The 15,956-nt window shown below is 72.4% G+C and carries 17 protein-coding genes; 11 read left to right on the forward strand and 6 right to left on the reverse strand.

Annotated features, from left to right (window positions below; all coding sequences use genetic code 11):
* Positions 1-210: 210 nt before the first annotated feature.
* Positions 211-582: an ArsC/Spx/MgsR family protein gene (locus ACWGDE_RS24605; RefSeq protein ID WP_453391181.1), complete on the reverse strand. Its 372-nt coding sequence runs from the start codon at positions 580-582 to the stop codon at positions 211-213.
* A 57-nt stretch (positions 583-639) separates the two neighbouring features.
* Positions 640-1,854, reverse strand: coding sequence for an IS110 family transposase (locus ACWGDE_RS24610; protein ID WP_453391182.1), 1,215 nt, complete (start codon positions 1,852-1,854; stop codon positions 640-642).
* Positions 1,855-2,120: 266 nt separating this feature from the next.
* Here ACWGDE_RS24610 and ACWGDE_RS24615 point away from each other — a divergent pair, with 266 nt between their 5' ends.
* The 5 genes from ACWGDE_RS24615 to ACWGDE_RS24635 all read left to right on the forward strand — a co-directional run bounded on the left by ACWGDE_RS24615 (position 2,121) and on the right by ACWGDE_RS24635 (position 5,971).
* Positions 2,121-2,537: a VOC family protein gene (locus ACWGDE_RS24615; protein WP_453391183.1), complete on the forward strand. Its 417-nt coding sequence runs from the start codon at positions 2,121-2,123 to the stop codon at positions 2,535-2,537.
* Positions 2,538-2,566: 29 nt separating this feature from the next.
* A complete protein-coding gene (locus ACWGDE_RS24620; RefSeq protein WP_453391184.1) occupies positions 2,567-3,280 on the forward strand; it encodes an epimerase in 714 nt (237 codons plus the stop codon).
* Positions 3,281-3,351: 71 nt separating this feature from the next.
* Positions 3,352-4,560 carry an RNA ligase gene (locus tag ACWGDE_RS24625; protein WP_453391185.1) on the forward strand — a complete coding sequence of 403 codons (1,209 nt, stop codon included), beginning with the start codon at positions 3,352-3,354 and terminating at the stop codon, positions 4,558-4,560.
* A gap of 3 nt (positions 4,561-4,563) precedes the next feature.
* Positions 4,564-5,532, forward strand: coding sequence for a phosphatase domain-containing protein (locus tag ACWGDE_RS24630; RefSeq protein WP_453391186.1), 969 nt, complete (start codon positions 4,564-4,566; stop codon positions 5,530-5,532).
* A 76-nt stretch (positions 5,533-5,608) separates the two neighbouring features.
* Complete coding sequence (locus tag ACWGDE_RS24635; RefSeq protein WP_453391197.1) at positions 5,609-5,971, forward strand: NTP pyrophosphohydrolase; 363 nt, start codon at positions 5,609-5,611, stop codon at positions 5,969-5,971.
* Positions 5,972-5,991: 20 nt separating this feature from the next.
* Here the strand turns inward: ACWGDE_RS24635 and ACWGDE_RS24640 are convergent, their stop codons facing one another.
* Positions 5,992-6,693: a hypothetical protein gene (locus ACWGDE_RS24640; RefSeq protein ID WP_453391187.1), complete on the reverse strand. Its 702-nt coding sequence runs from the start codon at positions 6,691-6,693 to the stop codon at positions 5,992-5,994.
* A gap of 154 nt (positions 6,694-6,847) precedes the next feature.
* The gene (locus tag ACWGDE_RS24645) at positions 6,848-7,315 is read right to left on the reverse strand and encodes an SH3 domain-containing protein (RefSeq protein WP_453391188.1); all 468 of its coding nucleotides are present in this window, start codon (positions 7,313-7,315) and stop codon (positions 6,848-6,850) included.
* Between the two features lie 438 nt (positions 7,316-7,753).
* Between ACWGDE_RS24645 and ACWGDE_RS24650 the strand changes: the two genes are divergently transcribed.
* The 4 genes from ACWGDE_RS24650 to ACWGDE_RS24665 all read left to right on the forward strand — a co-directional run bounded on the left by ACWGDE_RS24650 (position 7,754) and on the right by ACWGDE_RS24665 (position 13,265).
* The gene (locus ACWGDE_RS24650; RefSeq protein ID WP_453391189.1) at positions 7,754-8,455 is read left to right on the forward strand and encodes a response regulator; all 702 of its coding nucleotides are present in this window, start codon (positions 7,754-7,756) and stop codon (positions 8,453-8,455) included.
* Between the two features lie 72 nt (positions 8,456-8,527).
* Positions 8,528-8,902, forward strand: coding sequence for a YbjQ family protein (locus ACWGDE_RS24655; RefSeq protein ID WP_453391190.1), 375 nt, complete (start codon positions 8,528-8,530; stop codon positions 8,900-8,902).
* Positions 8,903-9,099: 197 nt separating this feature from the next.
* Entirely contained in the window at positions 9,100-12,537 is a 3,438-nt protein-coding gene (locus ACWGDE_RS24660; protein WP_453391191.1) for an endo-alpha-N-acetylgalactosaminidase family protein, read from the forward strand.
* 101 nt (positions 12,538-12,638) lie between these two features.
* On the forward strand, positions 12,639-13,265 hold the full coding sequence (locus ACWGDE_RS24665; RefSeq protein ID WP_453391192.1) for a class I SAM-dependent methyltransferase: 627 nt from the start codon (positions 12,639-12,641) through the stop codon (positions 13,263-13,265).
* Positions 13,266-13,268: 3 nt separating this feature from the next.
* On the opposite strand, the gene ACWGDE_RS24670 is transcribed toward ACWGDE_RS24665, so the two are convergent.
* Positions 13,269-14,111, reverse strand: coding sequence for a helix-turn-helix domain-containing protein (locus ACWGDE_RS24670; RefSeq protein ID WP_453391193.1), 843 nt, complete (start codon positions 14,109-14,111; stop codon positions 13,269-13,271).
* Between the two features lie 212 nt (positions 14,112-14,323).
* Between ACWGDE_RS24670 and ACWGDE_RS24675 the strand changes: the two genes are divergently transcribed.
* Positions 14,324-14,464 carry a hypothetical protein gene (locus ACWGDE_RS24675; RefSeq protein ID WP_453391194.1) on the forward strand — a complete coding sequence of 47 codons (141 nt, stop codon included), beginning with the start codon at positions 14,324-14,326 and terminating at the stop codon, positions 14,462-14,464.
* 96 nt (positions 14,465-14,560) lie between these two features.
* On the opposite strand, the gene ACWGDE_RS24680 is transcribed toward ACWGDE_RS24675, so the two are convergent.
* Positions 14,561-15,526, reverse strand: a complete 966-nt coding sequence (locus ACWGDE_RS24680; RefSeq protein ID WP_453391195.1) for a DMT family transporter — start codon at positions 15,524-15,526, stop codon at positions 14,561-14,563.
* A 185-nt stretch (positions 15,527-15,711) separates the two neighbouring features.
* On the opposite strand from ACWGDE_RS24680, the gene ACWGDE_RS24685 reads away from it, so the two are divergent.
* Positions 15,712-15,956, forward strand: a 245-nt coding sequence (locus ACWGDE_RS24685; protein ID WP_453391196.1) for a GntR family transcriptional regulator, incomplete at its 3' end; no start/stop codon positions are given.

The following is a 15,956-nucleotide window of genomic DNA, read 5'->3' on the forward strand; positions in this document are numbered from 1 at the left end:
CGCGAAGCGACGCGACCGCAGGGAGCGCCCTTGACGGGCCGGCCCGGCGCGGAAGGACACTGGACTTCCGGGACGCCCCCCGGTCACCGTCGAAGCCAGCTCGCGCGCAGGCCCCGCCAACCCCCGCCCCCGCCGACCCGTCAAAGCCACCGAGCGCGCGGCCCCCGCCACCCCCCGGCCCCCGCCGAGACCGCCGCTCCCGCCCCTCCCCTAAGCCCTCCGGGACAGGGCCTCCCTTACTGCTTCCTCCGTGCGGGCCACGATTGCCGTGCCGTCCTCGGCCGTGATGATCGGGCGTTGGATGAGCTTCGGGTGGGTTGCCAGGTGGGTGATCCAGCGCGCGCGGGATTCCTCGGTTTCCTCGCGCGGGAGGTCCCGTACGCCGGTTTCCTTCGCGAGGGGGTCCGAGGTGCGGGTGATGTCCCAGGGCTCCAGGCCCAGGCGGGACAGGACCTCGCGGATCTCCGTTTCGGACGGGACGTCCTCCAGGTAGCGGCGGACGGTGTAGTCGGCGCCCTCCGCGTCCAGGAGGGTTAGTGCGCTGCGGCACTTCGAGCAGGCGGGGTTGATCCAGATCTCCATGCCCGAAAGCCTAGCGAGGCGGTGCCTGGCCAGGTCCTTTGATGCTCCTATCGTCGGTCAAGCGGCGGTGAGCCACTGGCGGTAGGCATCGGCGAAGGCGTCGTCGCGGCGGAGGCCGCGTTCGATGTTGGAGATGACGGCGGGCCACACGCCGAAGTGGTTGGCGGCGGCGGTGAGAGTGATGTTCTTCGTCTGCCGGGCCGGACGGAGGTCCGCGATCTCGGGGACTTGGACAGGGGTGGTCAAGAGCCGGAAGACCTCACGGGCTATCGCCCGTTTGAGCAGCCGGATGATCTCCTTCTTCGTGCGTCCGGCGGCGGTCTGTCGGGCGACGTACTCGCGGGTGCGCCGGCATCGGGCCATCCTCACGAGCGCGATGCGGTAGAGAGCGGCGTTGGCCGCCCGGTCGCCGCCCCGGGAGAGCCGGTGCCGGTTCGTCTTCCCGCTCGACGCGGGGACGGGTGCCGCGCCGCACAGGGCGGCGAAGGAAGCCTCCGTGCGAAGGCGGGCCGGGTTCGCGCCGGCGGTGATCAGCAGCTGGGCGGCGGTGTCCGGACCCACCCCATAAGCGGCACGCAGGCCGGGGTTGAGGATGGTGACCAGCTGGTCGAGCTCGCCGGTCAGGGCCGTGTGTTCCTCGGTCAGGCTCTGGACCCGCTTGGCCAGCGTCCGCAGGGCCGTCAGGAGCGGGGCGTGCGCGGGGTCGCTGGCCGGCCGGAGCCGGGCAAGGGTGATGACGCGCTTGTCACCGGACAATGCGCTGTACTTGGCGCGGATGGCGTCGGGGGCGGTGATCAGGAGGTGCGTGATCTGGTTGAGCGTCGCGGTGCGGGCCTTGATCGCCGAGCGGGCGGCGGTCTGCAGAGCGCGTATCCCGACGATGGCCCCGTCCTTCGGAGCGTTGGTCGCGCGTCCGGAGACGACGGCGCGGGCCGCGGCGTAGGCGTCGATCGGGTCAGACTTGCCGATCCTGCGGCGTTCGGCCTTGTCGGGCCGGTTGACCTCGACGACGACCAGGCCGGCCTGCCGGGCGGCGTGTGTGAAGCCGGAGCCGTAGGAGGACGTGCCCTCCACGCCGACGGCGGCGACGGTGCCGTGGGCCTCCAGGAAGGCGATCGCGGCGGCGTATCCAGCAGCGTTGGTGGGGAATTGGGCGTCGGCGAGGTGCCCGCCCCGGTCGGTCACCACGGCGACGTGGATGGTGTCAGCGTGCGAGTCCACCCCGCCGACCACGAACTGGTCCCTCGTGTCCGCCGCCTCTGTGCCTGTCATGCTGGAGATGCCTTCCTCGCCGAAGGTAGCTCCGGCCGGAAAGAGCAGACAGGACAGTCAGGGGGCCTCTGGCCAGGCTCCTATGAGGTCATGCTCCGCCCGGCCGGAGCCCTGGGAACCGGGGCCCCGGCGGTCGGACAGATCAAAGCAAGGACAGCCCAGCAGGACGTCAGTCAGTGATTGGGTCACGACCACCGGGGACCCGGATATCACTATGACTGTCAGTGGTGATCGGTAGGGTCCCCGGCATGGCCTATACGTTTCAGGTGACCGTAGATTCCGCCGATCCGCACGCCCTCGCCGACTGGTGGGCCGACGCGCTCGGGTGGGAAGTCGAGCCCAGCGACGAGGAGTTCATCCGCGGCCTGATCGCCGCCGGGCACGCGCGCGAGGAGGACACCACCACCCACCGGGGCGTCCTGGTCTGGAAGGCCGGCCAGGCGATCCGCCACCCCGAAGGGCTCGAGCGGGCGCCCCGCGTCCTCTTCCAGCTGACCGAGGAGGCCAAGACCGTCAAGAACCGCGTCCACCTCGACGTCCGCACCGGCGGGGACGACCCCAAAACCGTGGTCGAGCGGCTCGTCGCCAAGGGCGCCACGTACCTGCACGACGGCCGCGTGGGCCCCCACAGCTGGACCACCCTCACCGACCCCGAGGGCAACGAGCTGTGCGTATCCCACTGAGTGCGGGGACGGCGGCCTAGGGTGGGGCCGTGAACGTCATCCTCTTCGGTGCGACCGGAATGATCGGCCGCGGCGTGCTGCGCGAATGCCTGCGCGACGACTCCGTGGAACGCGTCCTGGCCGTCGGCCGCACCCCCCTGGCCGTCACCCACCCCAAGCTGCGCGAGCTCGTCCAGGCCGATCCGACCGACCTGTCGGCGCCCGGCCTGGACCTGGCCTCGTACGACGCCTGCTTCTTCTGCCTGGGCATCTCCTCCTTCCGGATGAAGGAGGAGGAGTACCGGCGGATCACCCACGACCTGACGCTCGCGGCGGCCCGCCCCCTCGCCGCGGCCAACCCCCGGCTGACCTTCGCCTACGTCTCCGGCGAGGGCACCGACAGCACCGAGCGGGGCCGCCAGATGTGGGCGCGGGTCAAGGGGAAGACCGAGAACGACCTGCTGGACCTCCCCTTCGAGGCCTACATGTTCCGCCCGGGGATCGTGCGGCCGGACAAGGGGATGCCGTCCAAGACCCCGCTCTACCGCGCCGCCTACGCCGTCACCGCACCCCTCTTCCCGGTCCTGGCGCGCGTCGCCCCGAACTCCCTCACCACCACCCGGGCCATCGGCCGCGCCATGATCGCCGTGGCGGGCGCCGCTCCCGGCGGGCCGGACACCCGGCGGATCCTGCGGACGAAAGACATCAACCGGCTGGGCGGCGAGGGCGGAAAACACCCCGACGGAGCCACAGACCTGCGGTAACGGGCGATATTGGGTTTCGGACGGACCCTCCCACCCCCGAGAATGAGGCATCTCGAACCGGGAGGAACCCCATGAGCCAGGACCGCCTGACTCTGCACGACCTGATGCCCGCGCAGGCGCTGACCGAGGCCATCGACGCCGGATACGTGACCCGCAAGTCGCACCCCGAGCTGCCGCTGTCCATCTACACCTACACCAGGACCGCCCAGTACGAGCGGGTCTGGAACCAGGTCACCACGCGCTGTCGCGGCCTCGTCGCCGAGGACGAGGGCGGCGCGGTCATCGCGCTGCCGCTGCCCAAGTTCTTCAACGTGGGCGAGCACGAGACCGGTCAGCCGTACGCGCCCGCCCTGCCGGACGAGCCGTTCGAGGTGTACGACAAGGTCGACGGCAGCCTCGGCGTGCTCTTCCACTACGCCGGGAAGTGGCGGGTCGCGTCCAAGGGTTCCTTCACCAGCACCCAGGCCACCTGGGCCCAGCGCCGCCTCGACGGACGGGACACCTCCGCCCTGGTCCCCGGCACCACCTACCTCGCGGAGATCCTGTACCCGGAGAACCGCATCGTCGTCGACTACGGGCAGCGCCGCGACCTCGTCCTGCTCGCCGCGTACGGGGCGGACGGCGCCGAGGTGCCGCTCGCCGAGGCCGCGGTCCACTGGCAGGACATCGGCTCCGTCGTCAAGACCTGGCCCGCGATGCCGCTCGAGGAGCTGCTCGCGCTGACCGGCTCCAGCACCCTGCCGGGCGGCGGAGCCGCGACCGGCACCGACGCCGAGGGCTTCGTGCTGCGCTTCGCCTCGGGCGTCCGCGCCAAGGCCAAGATCGCCGAGTACGTACGGCTCCACAAGGTGCTCACCGGCGTGACCGAACGGGACATCTGGCGCGGCCACGGCATCCAGCGGTTCGCCGCACTGCCGGCCAAGCAGCTGGCCCAGGGCCTGAACTGCACCGTCGCCGACATCGAGGCCTCGGGCGGCAAGCCGCTCGACGCACTGCTGGAGCAGGTGCCCGACGAGTTCGACCAGTGGGTGCGCTCGGTCATCGAACGCCTGGAGCAGGAGGCCGCGCTGCGCGAGCGCGCCATCGACGAGGCCTACGCCTCGCTCGCCCACCTGGCCGACGACCGGGGCGCGTTCGCGCGCGCCGCCACGTCGGTGCGCGACAGCCGTGTCCGCGCCGCGCTGTTCCAGCGCCTGGACGGCAGGTCGACCGAGCTGCTCAGCTGGCGGCAGGTGCGGCCCGAGGCGTCCGACCCCTTCACGAACGACGAGGAGAACTGATCCGTGTCCGAAGCACCCGTAACCGAGGCCCCCGTGACCCCGGCCGAGACCCCCGCACTCCCGGTGGTCCACGTCATGACGGGTCTGCCGGCCTCGGGCAAGACCACCGCCGCGCGCGCCCTCCAGGCGCAGTCCGGCGGCCGGATGCGCCGCGTCAACCTCGACGACCTGCGGTCCATGCTCGACGTGCCGGACCCCGAGCGCGCGCGCTCGTACAAGCACGAGCAGACCGTGCTGGACATCCAGGACGCGGCCGTCAGCGCGGCCGTGGAGGGCGGGTTCGACGTGGTCGTCGACAACACGCACCTGACCTCCCACATCCCCAAGCGGCTCAAGGCGGCCGTGGCGGGGCGGGCCACCTTCGTCGTGCACGACTACACGGACGTTCCGGTCGAGGAGTGCCTGCGCCGCGACGCCGCGCGCGAGCGCCAGGTCGGCGAGGAGATCATCCGGATACTCGCCGACAAGCACGCGAAGGCCAAGAAGGGCGGCTGGCGGCTCACCGAGGAGTGGCTCAACGACCAGCCGGACGTGTCCCCGTACGTCGCCGACCCGGCGCTGCCAGCGGCGGTGATGTGCGACATCGACGGCACCCTCGCGATGACCGGCGACCGCAATCCGTACGACTTCTCGCGCTGCGGTCTGGACACGCTGAACACGCCGGTGCGCGACGCCCTGGACTCCTTCCGGCGCGCCGACGGCAACACCATCGTGCTGCTGTCCGGGCGGGGCGAGGAGCACCGGGAGCCCACCGAGGCCTGGCTGCGGGAGCACGAAGTCCCGTACGACGAGCTGTGGATGCGCGCGGCGGGCGACACGCGCCGCGACGACATCGTCAAGGCGGAGCTGTTCAACGCGCACGTGCGCGACCGGTACGCGGTCCGGGTCTCCCTGGACGACCGCGACCGGGTGGTGGCGATCTGGCGCCGGATGGGCCTGCCGACCTGGCAGGTCAACTACGGCGACTTCTGAGCCGTCCGCCCATACTGGGACGGTGAACGCCGAGCACGCCGGGAACGCCGAGGATGCCGATGATGTTGGCAACGCCGTGAACGCCGTGAACGTCCTGATCGTGGACGGCGCCAACGTCGTCGGCTCCGTACCGGACGGCTGGTGGCGCGACCGGCGCGGGGCCGCCGAGCGGCTGCGCGACCTGCTGGCCCGGCGGGACGCGGGCGAGGAGATCGTCCTCGTCGTCGAAGGCGCCGCCCGGGGCGTCGAGTCCGTGCCCGGCGTACGGGTGGACCCGGCGCCCGGGAGCGGCGACGACCGGATCGTGCAGCTGGCCGAGGCCGCCCGCGCGGAGCACGGCGGCTGCGTCGTGGTCACGGCGGACCGGGAACTGCGCGAGCGGGTACGGGCCCTCGGCGCGCGGTGCGTGGGGCCGAGGGCGGTGCGCCCGGACGCGTGAGGGGACGGCGCCCCGCGGGGTCACCGTGCCTGGAGGCCGGCGTTGAACCCGTCGCGCAGGAGCGGATAGGCCTGGGCGACGGTCCAGCCGGCCTCCCAGCACGCGTCGCGCTCGGCCTGCCCGGCGGGCGCGGACTCGCAGGAGCGGGACTTGTAGAACTCGGCGGCCTTGACCACGTCGTCGGCGTTCTTGCGCAGGGTGGTGAAGGAACCCCGGTCCTCGTGGGCGATCCGGTCCAGTGCGGCCCGCGCGGTCTCGCCGGCCTTGGCGGCGTTGGCGGCACAGAGCGGGGTGAGCGAGGTCGGCCGCTCGGGCCAGCACTTGGAGCCCTTCTCGGATCCGTAGCGGGTCTCGGCGTCGTTGAGCCAGGAGACCGACTTCGAGTGGACCGCCTCCGCGTCGGGAGCGGCGACGCCCCGGGGCTTGTCCCGCCACTTCATGACGACGCTGGAGACGTCCGGCCAGCTCCGGGTCGACTGCGGGCTCTGGGCACCGGACGGGGCCTTGGACTGCGCGGCGCCCGGTGTCACGGAGGGCGTGGCCGGCGCGGGGGAAGCGGTGGAGGCGGAGGGCGCGGTGCCGGGCGGACCGCTGGGGGACGCCGCGGACGCGTCGGCCTTTCCTTCGGCCGAGGAACACCCGCCGAGGGCGGCACCGACGGCCGCCAGGGCCGCGAGCAACGCCAGGGGGGTCGGCCGGTTGGAACGTGCGGTACGCGGCACCGAGTCAGTCCTTCGCTCTGCCCGCAGGCCGTCTGCCTGCGGGAACAGCGTCTGTCTACCTGCTCGGCGGCCCGAGCGCCACTTCATTGCCCCGGTCGCGGAGGCGGGCCGGGGCGGAGGGCCCGGGCAGCGGGCCGGGGCGGAGGAAGGCCTACTAGCGGCAGTACTTCACCTCGGTGAGGTTCTTCACGTAGCGGGCCGACACCCACTGGTACCTGCGGTCCATGCCGGCCCTGTCGTCGTCCCGCTTGTTCTTCAGCAGGTACCAGAGGCTGTTGCCGTCGACCCGCTCGCCGTGCTTCTTGCACTCGATGGCGATCTTGTGGTGCGGGTACACCTTGCCCACCTTGTACGCGCGGGTGGACGGCTTGGCGCGGAGGGTCAGCGGGCCGCGCGAGACGACGACGCCCACGGAGTGCTTGTGCTCGGGGTATCCGTCGGCCTCGTCCTGGTCATCGGCCTCGTCCCGACCGTCGGTCCCGTCCTCGTCGTCGACGACGCTCTCCTGGCCCGGGGTGTCCAGCACCGGGTCGTCGTCGGCGACGGCGGCGCCCGCCCCTACCAGGCCGAGCACCAGGCTTCCGGCGGCGAGAGCGAGGATGGTCCTGGTGGGCTTCAGCATGAGCCGGCTCCTCTGAGAAGACGTCCGCCCGGCCGCGGAACGCGGCGCGGGGCGGCAACCAGGCGGTTGCCACCGACGACTATGGCGAGGCGGAGGCCTACAGTCCGGCTGACGCACCGTAATTTAGCCCGATATGCCCAATGTGATGAGATACCCAACTGGGCGTCCGAAGTGCGCCTCACAAGGTGCCGGCGGGGCCGTGCCCGCCCCCGAACGGGCACGGCCGCCTGGCGGGCCCCGGGGGGATCGGGCCACTGCCGGTTGGCACCGGCCCCATGAAATCTACGGGCGCCCGCTGCGGCTCTCGCCCATCCAAGGGTTGAACTCCCGCTACCCCCACGGGTGGTAACCCTGTACAACCAGGGGTGTACACAAGGGGGTTCGACGTGCAGTTGTCCGCGCATCCGGCCATGACACGGCTACGCTCCGCGACCGGCCATGCCTGCTGAGGCGATATCCGGGGAAGAAGGGGCGGCCGCGCTGCGCGTCCTCGTCGTCGACGACCAGTTCCTCATCCGGTCCGGACTGACCGCGCTGCTGACCGCCGCGCCGGGCTACGAGGTCGTCGGCGAGGCCGAAGACGGCGAAGCGGCGGTGCGGCTCGCCGCCGAGGCCCGCCCCGACGTGATCCTCATGGACATCCGGATGCCCGGCATGGACGGGATCACCGCCACCGAGCGGATCCTGGCCGCCGCCGGACCCGGCCCGCGCCCCAAGGTGCTCATGCTGACCACCTTCGACTCCGACGAGTACGTCTTCCGGGCGCTGCGGGTCGGGGCCGGCGGCTTCCTCTTCAAGGACACGCCGCCCGCCCGGCTGCTGGCCGCCATCGCCACCGTGCACGCCGGCGAGATGCTGTTCAGCCCCGGAGCCCTGCGCGGGCTCGTGGACACGTACGCCGCCCCGGCCGCGGCCCGCGCCCCGCGCCCGGGTCTGGACACCCTGACCCCGCGCGAGCGCGAGGTCCTCGGCCTGGTCGGCGCCGGACTGTCCAACGCCGACATCGCCGGACGCCTCGTACTCAGCGCCGCGACCGTCAAGACCCACGTCCACCGCTGCATGAGCAAACTGGGGCTGGCCAGCCGCGCGCAGGCCGTGGTGGTGGCCCACGAGTTCGGCCTCGCCGGCCGGCGCCCCTGAGCGGTCTCCCGGGCGTGCTCCCGAGTGTCCTTCCGGATGCGGGGTGCGCCGGGCCCCGCCAGAGTGGGAGTCATGGGTATCGAAGACTACGGCGGCGGCCCCGGCGCGCAGCAGACCGGCGTGATGGTCGTGACGACGAACGACGTCCCCGGCTACCGGGTCGAACAGGTCATCGGCGAGGTCTTCGGCCTCACGGTGCGCTCCCGCCATCTGGGCAGCCAGATCGGCGCGGGCCTGAAGTCGATGATCGGCGGAGAGCTGAAGGGCCTCACCAAGACGCTGGTGGAGACCCGCAACCAGGCCATGGAGCGGCTCATCGAACAGGCGAAGGCGCGCGGCGCGAACGCCGTGCTGATGATGCGATTCGACGTGACCGACGCCGCCGACCTCGGCACGGAGGTGTGCGCGTACGGGACGGCCGTGGTCCTGGTGCCGGCCAGTACCTAGACCGGTACCCGAACCGCAGGGGGGCGGGGGGACACATCGCCCATGTGACCCTCCGGTCACATAAGTCCAGGACGGCGCTCGGCTTTGTCCATGGGCCTGTCGTGCCGCGATCCGCAAGCTGTCAGGTCAGTGAGCGGACCGCCGGCCTCCACGTCGCGCGGTCTTCCGCACAGGAAGCGCCGACTCCCGGAGGTCCGATGCGAACCCCCCTCTGGCCGGCCGCAGCCGCGGTGGCCGGTCTGGTCGCCACCTTGGTCGTGGCCGTGCCCGCAGCCCCCGCCATGGCGGCCGCCCCCGTGACGATCGCCTCGCCCGAACTGTCCGTCAGCGTGGACAGCGCCTTCCCCCGCGTCATCAGCTACACCCGCACCGCGACCGGGGACGTGCTGAACGGCAACGAGGACACCATCGGCGCGATCGTCGTCAACGGCACCACCTACACCCCCACCGTCACCTCGACGCCCTCCGCCTCCGGCGTCGACTACGCGCTCTCCTTCTCCGGAGTGACCGTCAGGTCCCGGCTGTCGGTGGCCGGTTCGGTCGTGGAGTTCAAGGTCACCGCGATCGAGGACACGGCCGCCCTGCGCGTACGGACCTTCGCGATCCCCGGCCACAACCTCGTCAGCGTCCGCAGCAGCCAGGCGGGCGCCGCGCTCTCCACCGCGAAGATGCACACCGCCACCACCGGCACCGGCGACACCTTCACGCCCGTCACCGCGAGCACCCCGGTCGACGCCTCCGCCACGACGGTGATGTACGGCCTGGTCAACACCGGCAAGCTGGCCGCGGCCATCGACTCCAACTCGTACTACGACGCCCCCTCGGGCGGCACCTCCACGGAGAACGGCCGGATCAGCAAGCAGGTCACCGACAAGGGCACGTACCGCCGGGCCGGCCTGTGGAGCGGCTCCTGGCTCTACCGGGCCACGGGCGCCGCCGACACCGACACCGAGCCGCTGCCCTACGTACGGGTCGCGATCACGGCCGACCGCAACGGCGACTCCACCGTGGACTGGCAGGACGCGGCGGTCGCCTACCGCGACATCTGGACCCCGCCGACCGGCTGGGAGCAGACCGCCGACCGCGTCGTCCAGCGCATCCCCTTCAACTTCGCCTCCGCGGCCACCCACCCCTTCGCCGAGACCCTCGACGAGACCAAGCGGGTCAACCTCGCCACCGACGGCCTCGGCCAGTTCGTCCTGCTCAAGGGGTACGCGTCCGAGGGCCACGACTCGGCGCACATGGACTACAAGAACATCGGCTCCAAACTGGGCGGCGCCACCGACCTGAACACCCTCACCACCGTCGGGCACACCTACAACGCCGACTTCGGCGTGCACGTCAACGCCACCGAGGAGTACCCGGTCTCGGCCACCTTCGACCCGGCCCACCAGAGCAGCGGTCTGGGCTGGGACTGGCTCGACCAGTCGTACTACGTGGACACGCGCAAGGACGGCCAGTCCGGCGGGCGCCTGAAGCGCTTCCAGGACCTCAAGGCGGCCGCCCCCGGGCTGGACTTCCTGTACGTGGACGTCTGGTACGGCGACGGCTACGTCTCGCGCAAGCTCGAACGCGAGATCGGCGGCCTCGGCTACCAGCTCGCCACGGAGTTCCCCAACTCCATGACGGAGCAGTCGCTCTGGCACCACTGGGCGACCGACGTCAACTACGGCGGCTCGGACCTCAAGGGCATCAACTCCAACATCGCCCGCTTCATCGGCAACCACGTCAAGGACGACTGGATCGCGGGCAACGCCCTGCTCGGCGGAGCCGAGATCACCGCGTACGAGGGCTGGCAGGGCAAGAAGGACTACACGGCCTTCCTCACGACCACCTTCGCCACCAACCTGCCGACCAAGTACCTCCAGGAATCCCCGGTGGTGAAGTGGACCGCCGACACGGTCACCCTCGCCAACGGCACCACCGTCACCACCTCGGGGAACACCCGCAAGATCACCACGGCCGGCCGGACCGTGCTCAGCGGCTCCGCCTACCTGCTCCCGCGCGACGGCAAGCTCTACCACTGGAACGACAAGGCCGGCTCCACCACCTGGACCCTGCCGGCCGGCTGGTCCTCGCCCAAGCTGTACAAGCTGACCGACACCGGACGTCAGTTGGTCGGCGACCTCGCCGTCACCGGCGGCCAGATCACCGTCAACGCCGCAGCCAGGACCGCCTACGTCGTCACCAACGGCGCGGCCCCCGCCCAGGCCGACCCGAGCTGGGGCGAGGGAACCCCCGTCAAGGACCCCTCCTTCTTCGCGGGCAACCTGAACGCCTGGACCGTCACCGGAACCGGCGCGGCCGTCGCCCGCAACGCCCAGGGGCAGAGCGAGCTCACGATGGCCCCGAACACCGCCCCCGCCGTCTCCCAGCAGCTCACCGGCCTCACCCCCGGTACGTACGCCGCCTCCGTCTGGGTCTCCACGCCGGCCGGCCGCGCCACCACGCTGACCGTCACCCCCGTTGGGGGAACCGCCGCCTCCGTCTACGCCGACTCCTCCACGCTGACCAACAGCCTCGGCGGCAGCGAGAAGAACGGCACCAAGATGCAGCGGATGAAGGTGTTCTTCGACGTCCCGGCCGGCCAGTCCGCGGCCACCCTGAAACTGTCCGCGGCCTCCGGCTCCGGCACCGTCTACCTGGACGACGTACGCGTGGTCCGCTCCGCCCGCACCCCGCTCAACGGCCACTGGTTCACCGAGGACTTCGAGAACGTGGACGCCGGCTGGGGCCCCTTCGCCTTCGGCGGCGCCGGCGGCTCCGCCACCGACCCGCGCACCCACATCGCCCAGCGCAACGCCCCGTACACCCAGGCGGGTTGGAGCGGGAAGCTCGTCGACGACGTGATCAGCGGGCAGAACTCGCTCAAATCGCACGAGGAGCGGCAGGGCCTCGTCTACCGCACGCTCCCGCAGACCCTGCGGCTGACGCCGGGCCGCTCCTACAAGGTCACCTTCGCCTACGAGAACGGCTTCAGCGGCGACTACCAGTTCATCACCGGCTCCGGCAGCACCGAGACGGCCACCGCCCTGAACCAGGCCCGTACGGCGACCACCTTCACCAAGACCTTCACCGCCGGGACCGACGCCTGGATCGGCATCCGCAAGGTGACCGGCGAAGGCTCCCACAACGAGGCCGACTTCATCCTCGACGACCTGGCGGTCGATGACCTCGGCACGGGAGGCGGAGGCGAACTCCTCGTCCCGCAGAGCCAGATGAGCGTCAAGGCCGTCGACAGCCAGGAGACCGTCGGCGAGAACGGCGGCGCGGCCAACGTGCTGGACGGAGACAGCGCCACCATCTGGCACACCCAGTGGTACCAGGCCACCGCGCCGATGCCGCACGAGATCACCCTCGACCTCGGAGCCTCGTACAACGTCTCCGCGCTGCACTACCTGCCCCGCCAGACGCAGACCAACGGACGCATCGCCGACTACCAGGTGCTCACCTCCACCGACGGGGTCAACTGGGGTACGGCGGCGGCCTCCGGGACCTTCGCCAACACCACCGCCCAGCAGGACGCCGCCTTCACGGCGCGCACCGCGCGCTACGTCAAGCTCAAGGCCACGAGGGAGGTTTCGGGCAATCCGTGGACGGCGGTCGCCGAGCTCAACATCGGCTACCTGCCCTAGGATCCGCGAGATCAGCCGGAGTACCCGAACACCGGCTGATCTCGCCCTGCCGCCGGGCATGCTGAGGCGACGCGTGTGCCGATTCCTACCAGGGAGAGCGGATGAGCGAGCACAGTTCGGCGGCAGAGGTGTTCGACGACCTCGTCGAGCGCTACGAGGAGGCGTTCGGCGAGGTCCCGGCCCAGCTCGAGGCACTCGACTGGCTCACCGCCAGACTGCCCCGCGGGGCCCGGGTCCTGGACGTGGGCAGCGGCACCGGGCGGCCCACGGCGCAGGCCCTGGCCGCGGCGGGCTGCGCGGTGACCGGGATCGACGTCTCGGGGGAGATGGTGGCCCTGGCCCGCGGCCGGGTGCCCGCGGCGACCTTCGAGCAGGCCGACGTGCGCACGTACACGCCGGAACGGGGTGGCTTCGACGCCGTCTGCTCCTTCTTCCCGCTGCTGATGATGGACCAGCCGGAGGTGGCCGCCTCCCTCGCACGCATGGCCTCCTGGCTGGCACCCGGCGGGTACCTCGTCCTGGCCACGGTCCCCGGCGACATCCGGAACCTCGACATCGAGTGGATGGGCCACCGGGTGACCGTCAGCAGCCTCTCCACCGCGGACCACCTGGCCACCCTGGCGGCCGCCGGCCTGGACGTACTGGAGCACCACACGCGGGTCTTCCACCCCCGCGACGAACAGGCCGGACCCGAGGAGCACCTCTTCTGCTTCGCGCGCCGCGGCTGAGCCTCAGCGCAGCGGGCCGCGGGACGACTGCTGGCGCCGGAAGAGGACCGGCGCCACGCCCACCCGGTGGCTGAACAGCCTGCTGAAATAGGCGGCGTCCTCGTACCCGACCCGCCGGGCGACTCCGGCGACCGGCAGGTCGGTACGGGCCAGCAGCTCCTTCGCCCGGCTCAGGCGGATGCCGAGGAGGTACTCCTTGACCCCCTCTCCGGTACTGCGCCGCACCGCCCGGCGCAGCTGGGGGAGCGGCATCCCGAGCCGGGCGGCGTGCTCGGCCACGGATATCGGCAGGAGCGCGTCCCGGGCCAGGGTGTCCATCACGGCGTCCCCGTGCCGCGACACCTCGGCCCGGGCGTAGCGCAGCGCGACCAGCAGCCCGTGCACGGCCGCGGCGGCCTCCACCTCCAGGAGCGGGCCGCCGCCACGGGCCGCCCGTACGATCCCGTCGACCACGTGCCGTACCCCGGCCGTCCCGCTCAGCGGCACCAGCGGGCGGTCCGGGGTGATGTAGCCGAGGTCGGTGTACGCCTCCACGCTGGGGCCGGCGAAGTCCACGAAGCACTCCTCCCAGCCGGTCTCCGGATCGGGGCCGTAGTGGTGCTCCACCCCCGGCACCAGCCACAACAGCGCCGGCGCCGTCACCGGCTGCGGGGCCCGGCCCCCGTGACTGAACCAGCCCCGCCCGCCACAGACCACCACCGCGACGTGATGGTCGAGCGCACGCGGCCCCACCACCGGCAGCACGCCCTCCTGCACCCCGACGCCGAGGCACACCAGGCCGAGCCGGCGGTGGTTGGCGGTCGGGGAGAAGTACCGCATCCAGCTGCTGTACGGGGGCGTCGCCATCTGCGGATTGTGATCCACAAGCCCCGACGGGCTCAAGGGGCGGCCGGCTCCTGGGCGTTACGAGGCTTTCGCGCGGCGGGTGCGGCGGGCGGCGCCGGGGGCGGAGCGAGTCCGTCTCCCTCGCCGAGGCCTGCGCCGACCGTCCGGGTGCCTTCCTCGGCACGCACGAAGCCCGGGAGGAGGCTGCCCTGGCCCCCGCCGACCTCGCCACCGTGGAGCGGGCGCCGGCCGAACTCGGCCACGTGAGCGTCCCCGAGGAACTGCTGGAGAGCGACTGCGAGGGCCACGGCGCGCTGGAGCACTTCACGACGCGGCCCACCTGGGCGACGCGGTTCTTCGGCACGGTCCGGTGAACGACCCGCCCGGCGGCGGGGCCCGGGGCGGGGCCCGCATCCGGATCCGAAGGAGACGTCTCGGGCGCGCGGCGCGGGCCGGGCGGGGCCGGGTGTCTAGGCCGAGGTGTGGGGTGTGGACCGGGCGGAGCCGGCAGTCGTGGCCGGGGCGTGCGGCGTGGGCGGGGTGGGGCCGGGTTCCGGCGCGGGGGCGGACTCCGGGCGGAGGCCGGCCGCCAGGCCGGCGATCACCACGGCCAGGCCCAGCCATACCGCCGGACCCGGCACCCCGCTGCCGGTCACGGCGCCCGCGCCCGCCGCGGCGAGCGGCGCGACCCCGGTCAGCAGCCCGGCCCGGCCGGAACCCACGGCGGCCACCGTGCGGTACCAGAGGAGGAAGGCCACGGCCGTCACCATGACGGCGAGGTATCCGGCGGCCGCCCACTGCCGCGGGCTCACCGCGACGAGCTCCGCGGGTCCCTCCACGCACACCGTGAGCACCGCCAGCATCACCGCGCCCATCCACACCGCGTGCAGCGACACCCCCCACGCTCCGTGCCGCCGGAGCACCGGCACGGCGAGCAGTGTGAAGCCGGCCTCGCAGCCCAGCGCGAGCGCGGCCCAGCCCACCCCGGCGGCGTCGGTCCGGCCCGTCCCCTCCACCAGCACCGCCCCGGCGACCACCACCGGCGCGGCCATCAGCACCCGGCGGCTGGGCCTGCGGCCCTCCAGCAGCGGGCCGATCACCCCGAGCAGGATCGGCACGGAGGCCACGGCGACGGCGATGACGGCCGGCTCCGCGTGCGCGACGCCCCGTACGACGGCCACGTTGAACAGCACCAGCCCGGAGGCGGCGATCCCCGCCAGCCACAGCCACTCCCGCCCCCGCGGCAACACGATCCGCACCCGGACGGCACGGGCGAGGGCGAACAGCAGCAGCGCGGCCGCGGCGTAACGGACGGCCTGGACTCCGAACAGCGGGGCATCGACGAGGGACCGGGAAACGGTGACGCTGCTGCCGACGAGCGCCATACCGGCGATACCGGGGGCGAGGTCGCGCAGCGGGGCGGGGGATGTGTTCATACCGCCGAGCGTCGGCCAGTATTGGTCCTATGGACAGTGCCGAAGTGGAGCGGATCAAGGGGTCCAAAACCCGGGAGACGGGGACCGCGGGACCCGGGGCCGCGCCCGGACCTGCGTGCGGGGCCACGGGGTCTGAGGGCGCGCCGGGGCCGGCGTCCGTGGCCATGAGGGTCGGGGCCGCGGCCGTGACCTCGACCGCGATCGATGCCGATGCCGCCGGATCGGACTTCCTGCTGCTCGACATCGGCCAGGCGCCGCCGGGCGGTCGGACCGACTGGCTCACCGCCCGCATCCGCGCCGCGATCGCCGACGGCACCCTCCCGGTGGGCAGCCGGCTCCCGGCGGGCCGGGTGCTCGCGGCGGAGCTCGGGGTTTCCCGGGGCCTGGTCACGGAGGTGTACCAGCGCCTGGCGGACGCCGGTCAGGTGGC

This window comes from Streptomyces sp. NPDC054956, assembly GCF_053609185.1.

Excerpts from the sequence above, each read along its gene's own strand:
- ACWGDE_RS24605 (WP_453391181.1), bottom strand. The coding sequence starts at position 582 with ATGGAGATCTGGATCAACCCCGCCTGCTCGAAGTGCCGCAGCGCACTA.
- ACWGDE_RS24610 (WP_453391182.1), bottom strand. The coding sequence starts at position 1,854 with ATGACAGGCACAGAGGCGGCGGACACGAGGGACCAGTTCGTGGTCGGC.
- ACWGDE_RS24625 (WP_453391185.1), top strand. The coding sequence starts at position 3,352 with ATGAGCCAGGACCGCCTGACTCTGCACGACCTGATGCCCGCGCAGGCG.
- ACWGDE_RS24645 (WP_453391188.1), bottom strand. The coding sequence starts at position 7,315 with ATGCTGAAGCCCACCAGGACCATCCTCGCTCTCGCCGCCGGAAGCCTG.
- ACWGDE_RS24650 (WP_453391189.1), top strand. The coding sequence starts at position 7,754 with ATGCCTGCTGAGGCGATATCCGGGGAAGAAGGGGCGGCCGCGCTGCGC.
- ACWGDE_RS24655 (WP_453391190.1), top strand. The coding sequence starts at position 8,528 with ATGGGTATCGAAGACTACGGCGGCGGCCCCGGCGCGCAGCAGACCGGC.
- ACWGDE_RS24660 (WP_453391191.1), top strand. The coding sequence starts at position 9,100 with ATGCGAACCCCCCTCTGGCCGGCCGCAGCCGCGGTGGCCGGTCTGGTC.
- ACWGDE_RS24665 (WP_453391192.1), top strand. The coding sequence starts at position 12,639 with ATGAGCGAGCACAGTTCGGCGGCAGAGGTGTTCGACGACCTCGTCGAG.
- ACWGDE_RS24670 (WP_453391193.1), bottom strand. The coding sequence starts at position 14,111 with ATGGCGACGCCCCCGTACAGCAGCTGGATGCGGTACTTCTCCCCGACC.
- ACWGDE_RS24680 (WP_453391195.1), bottom strand. The coding sequence starts at position 15,526 with ATGAACACATCCCCCGCCCCGCTGCGCGACCTCGCCCCCGGTATCGCC.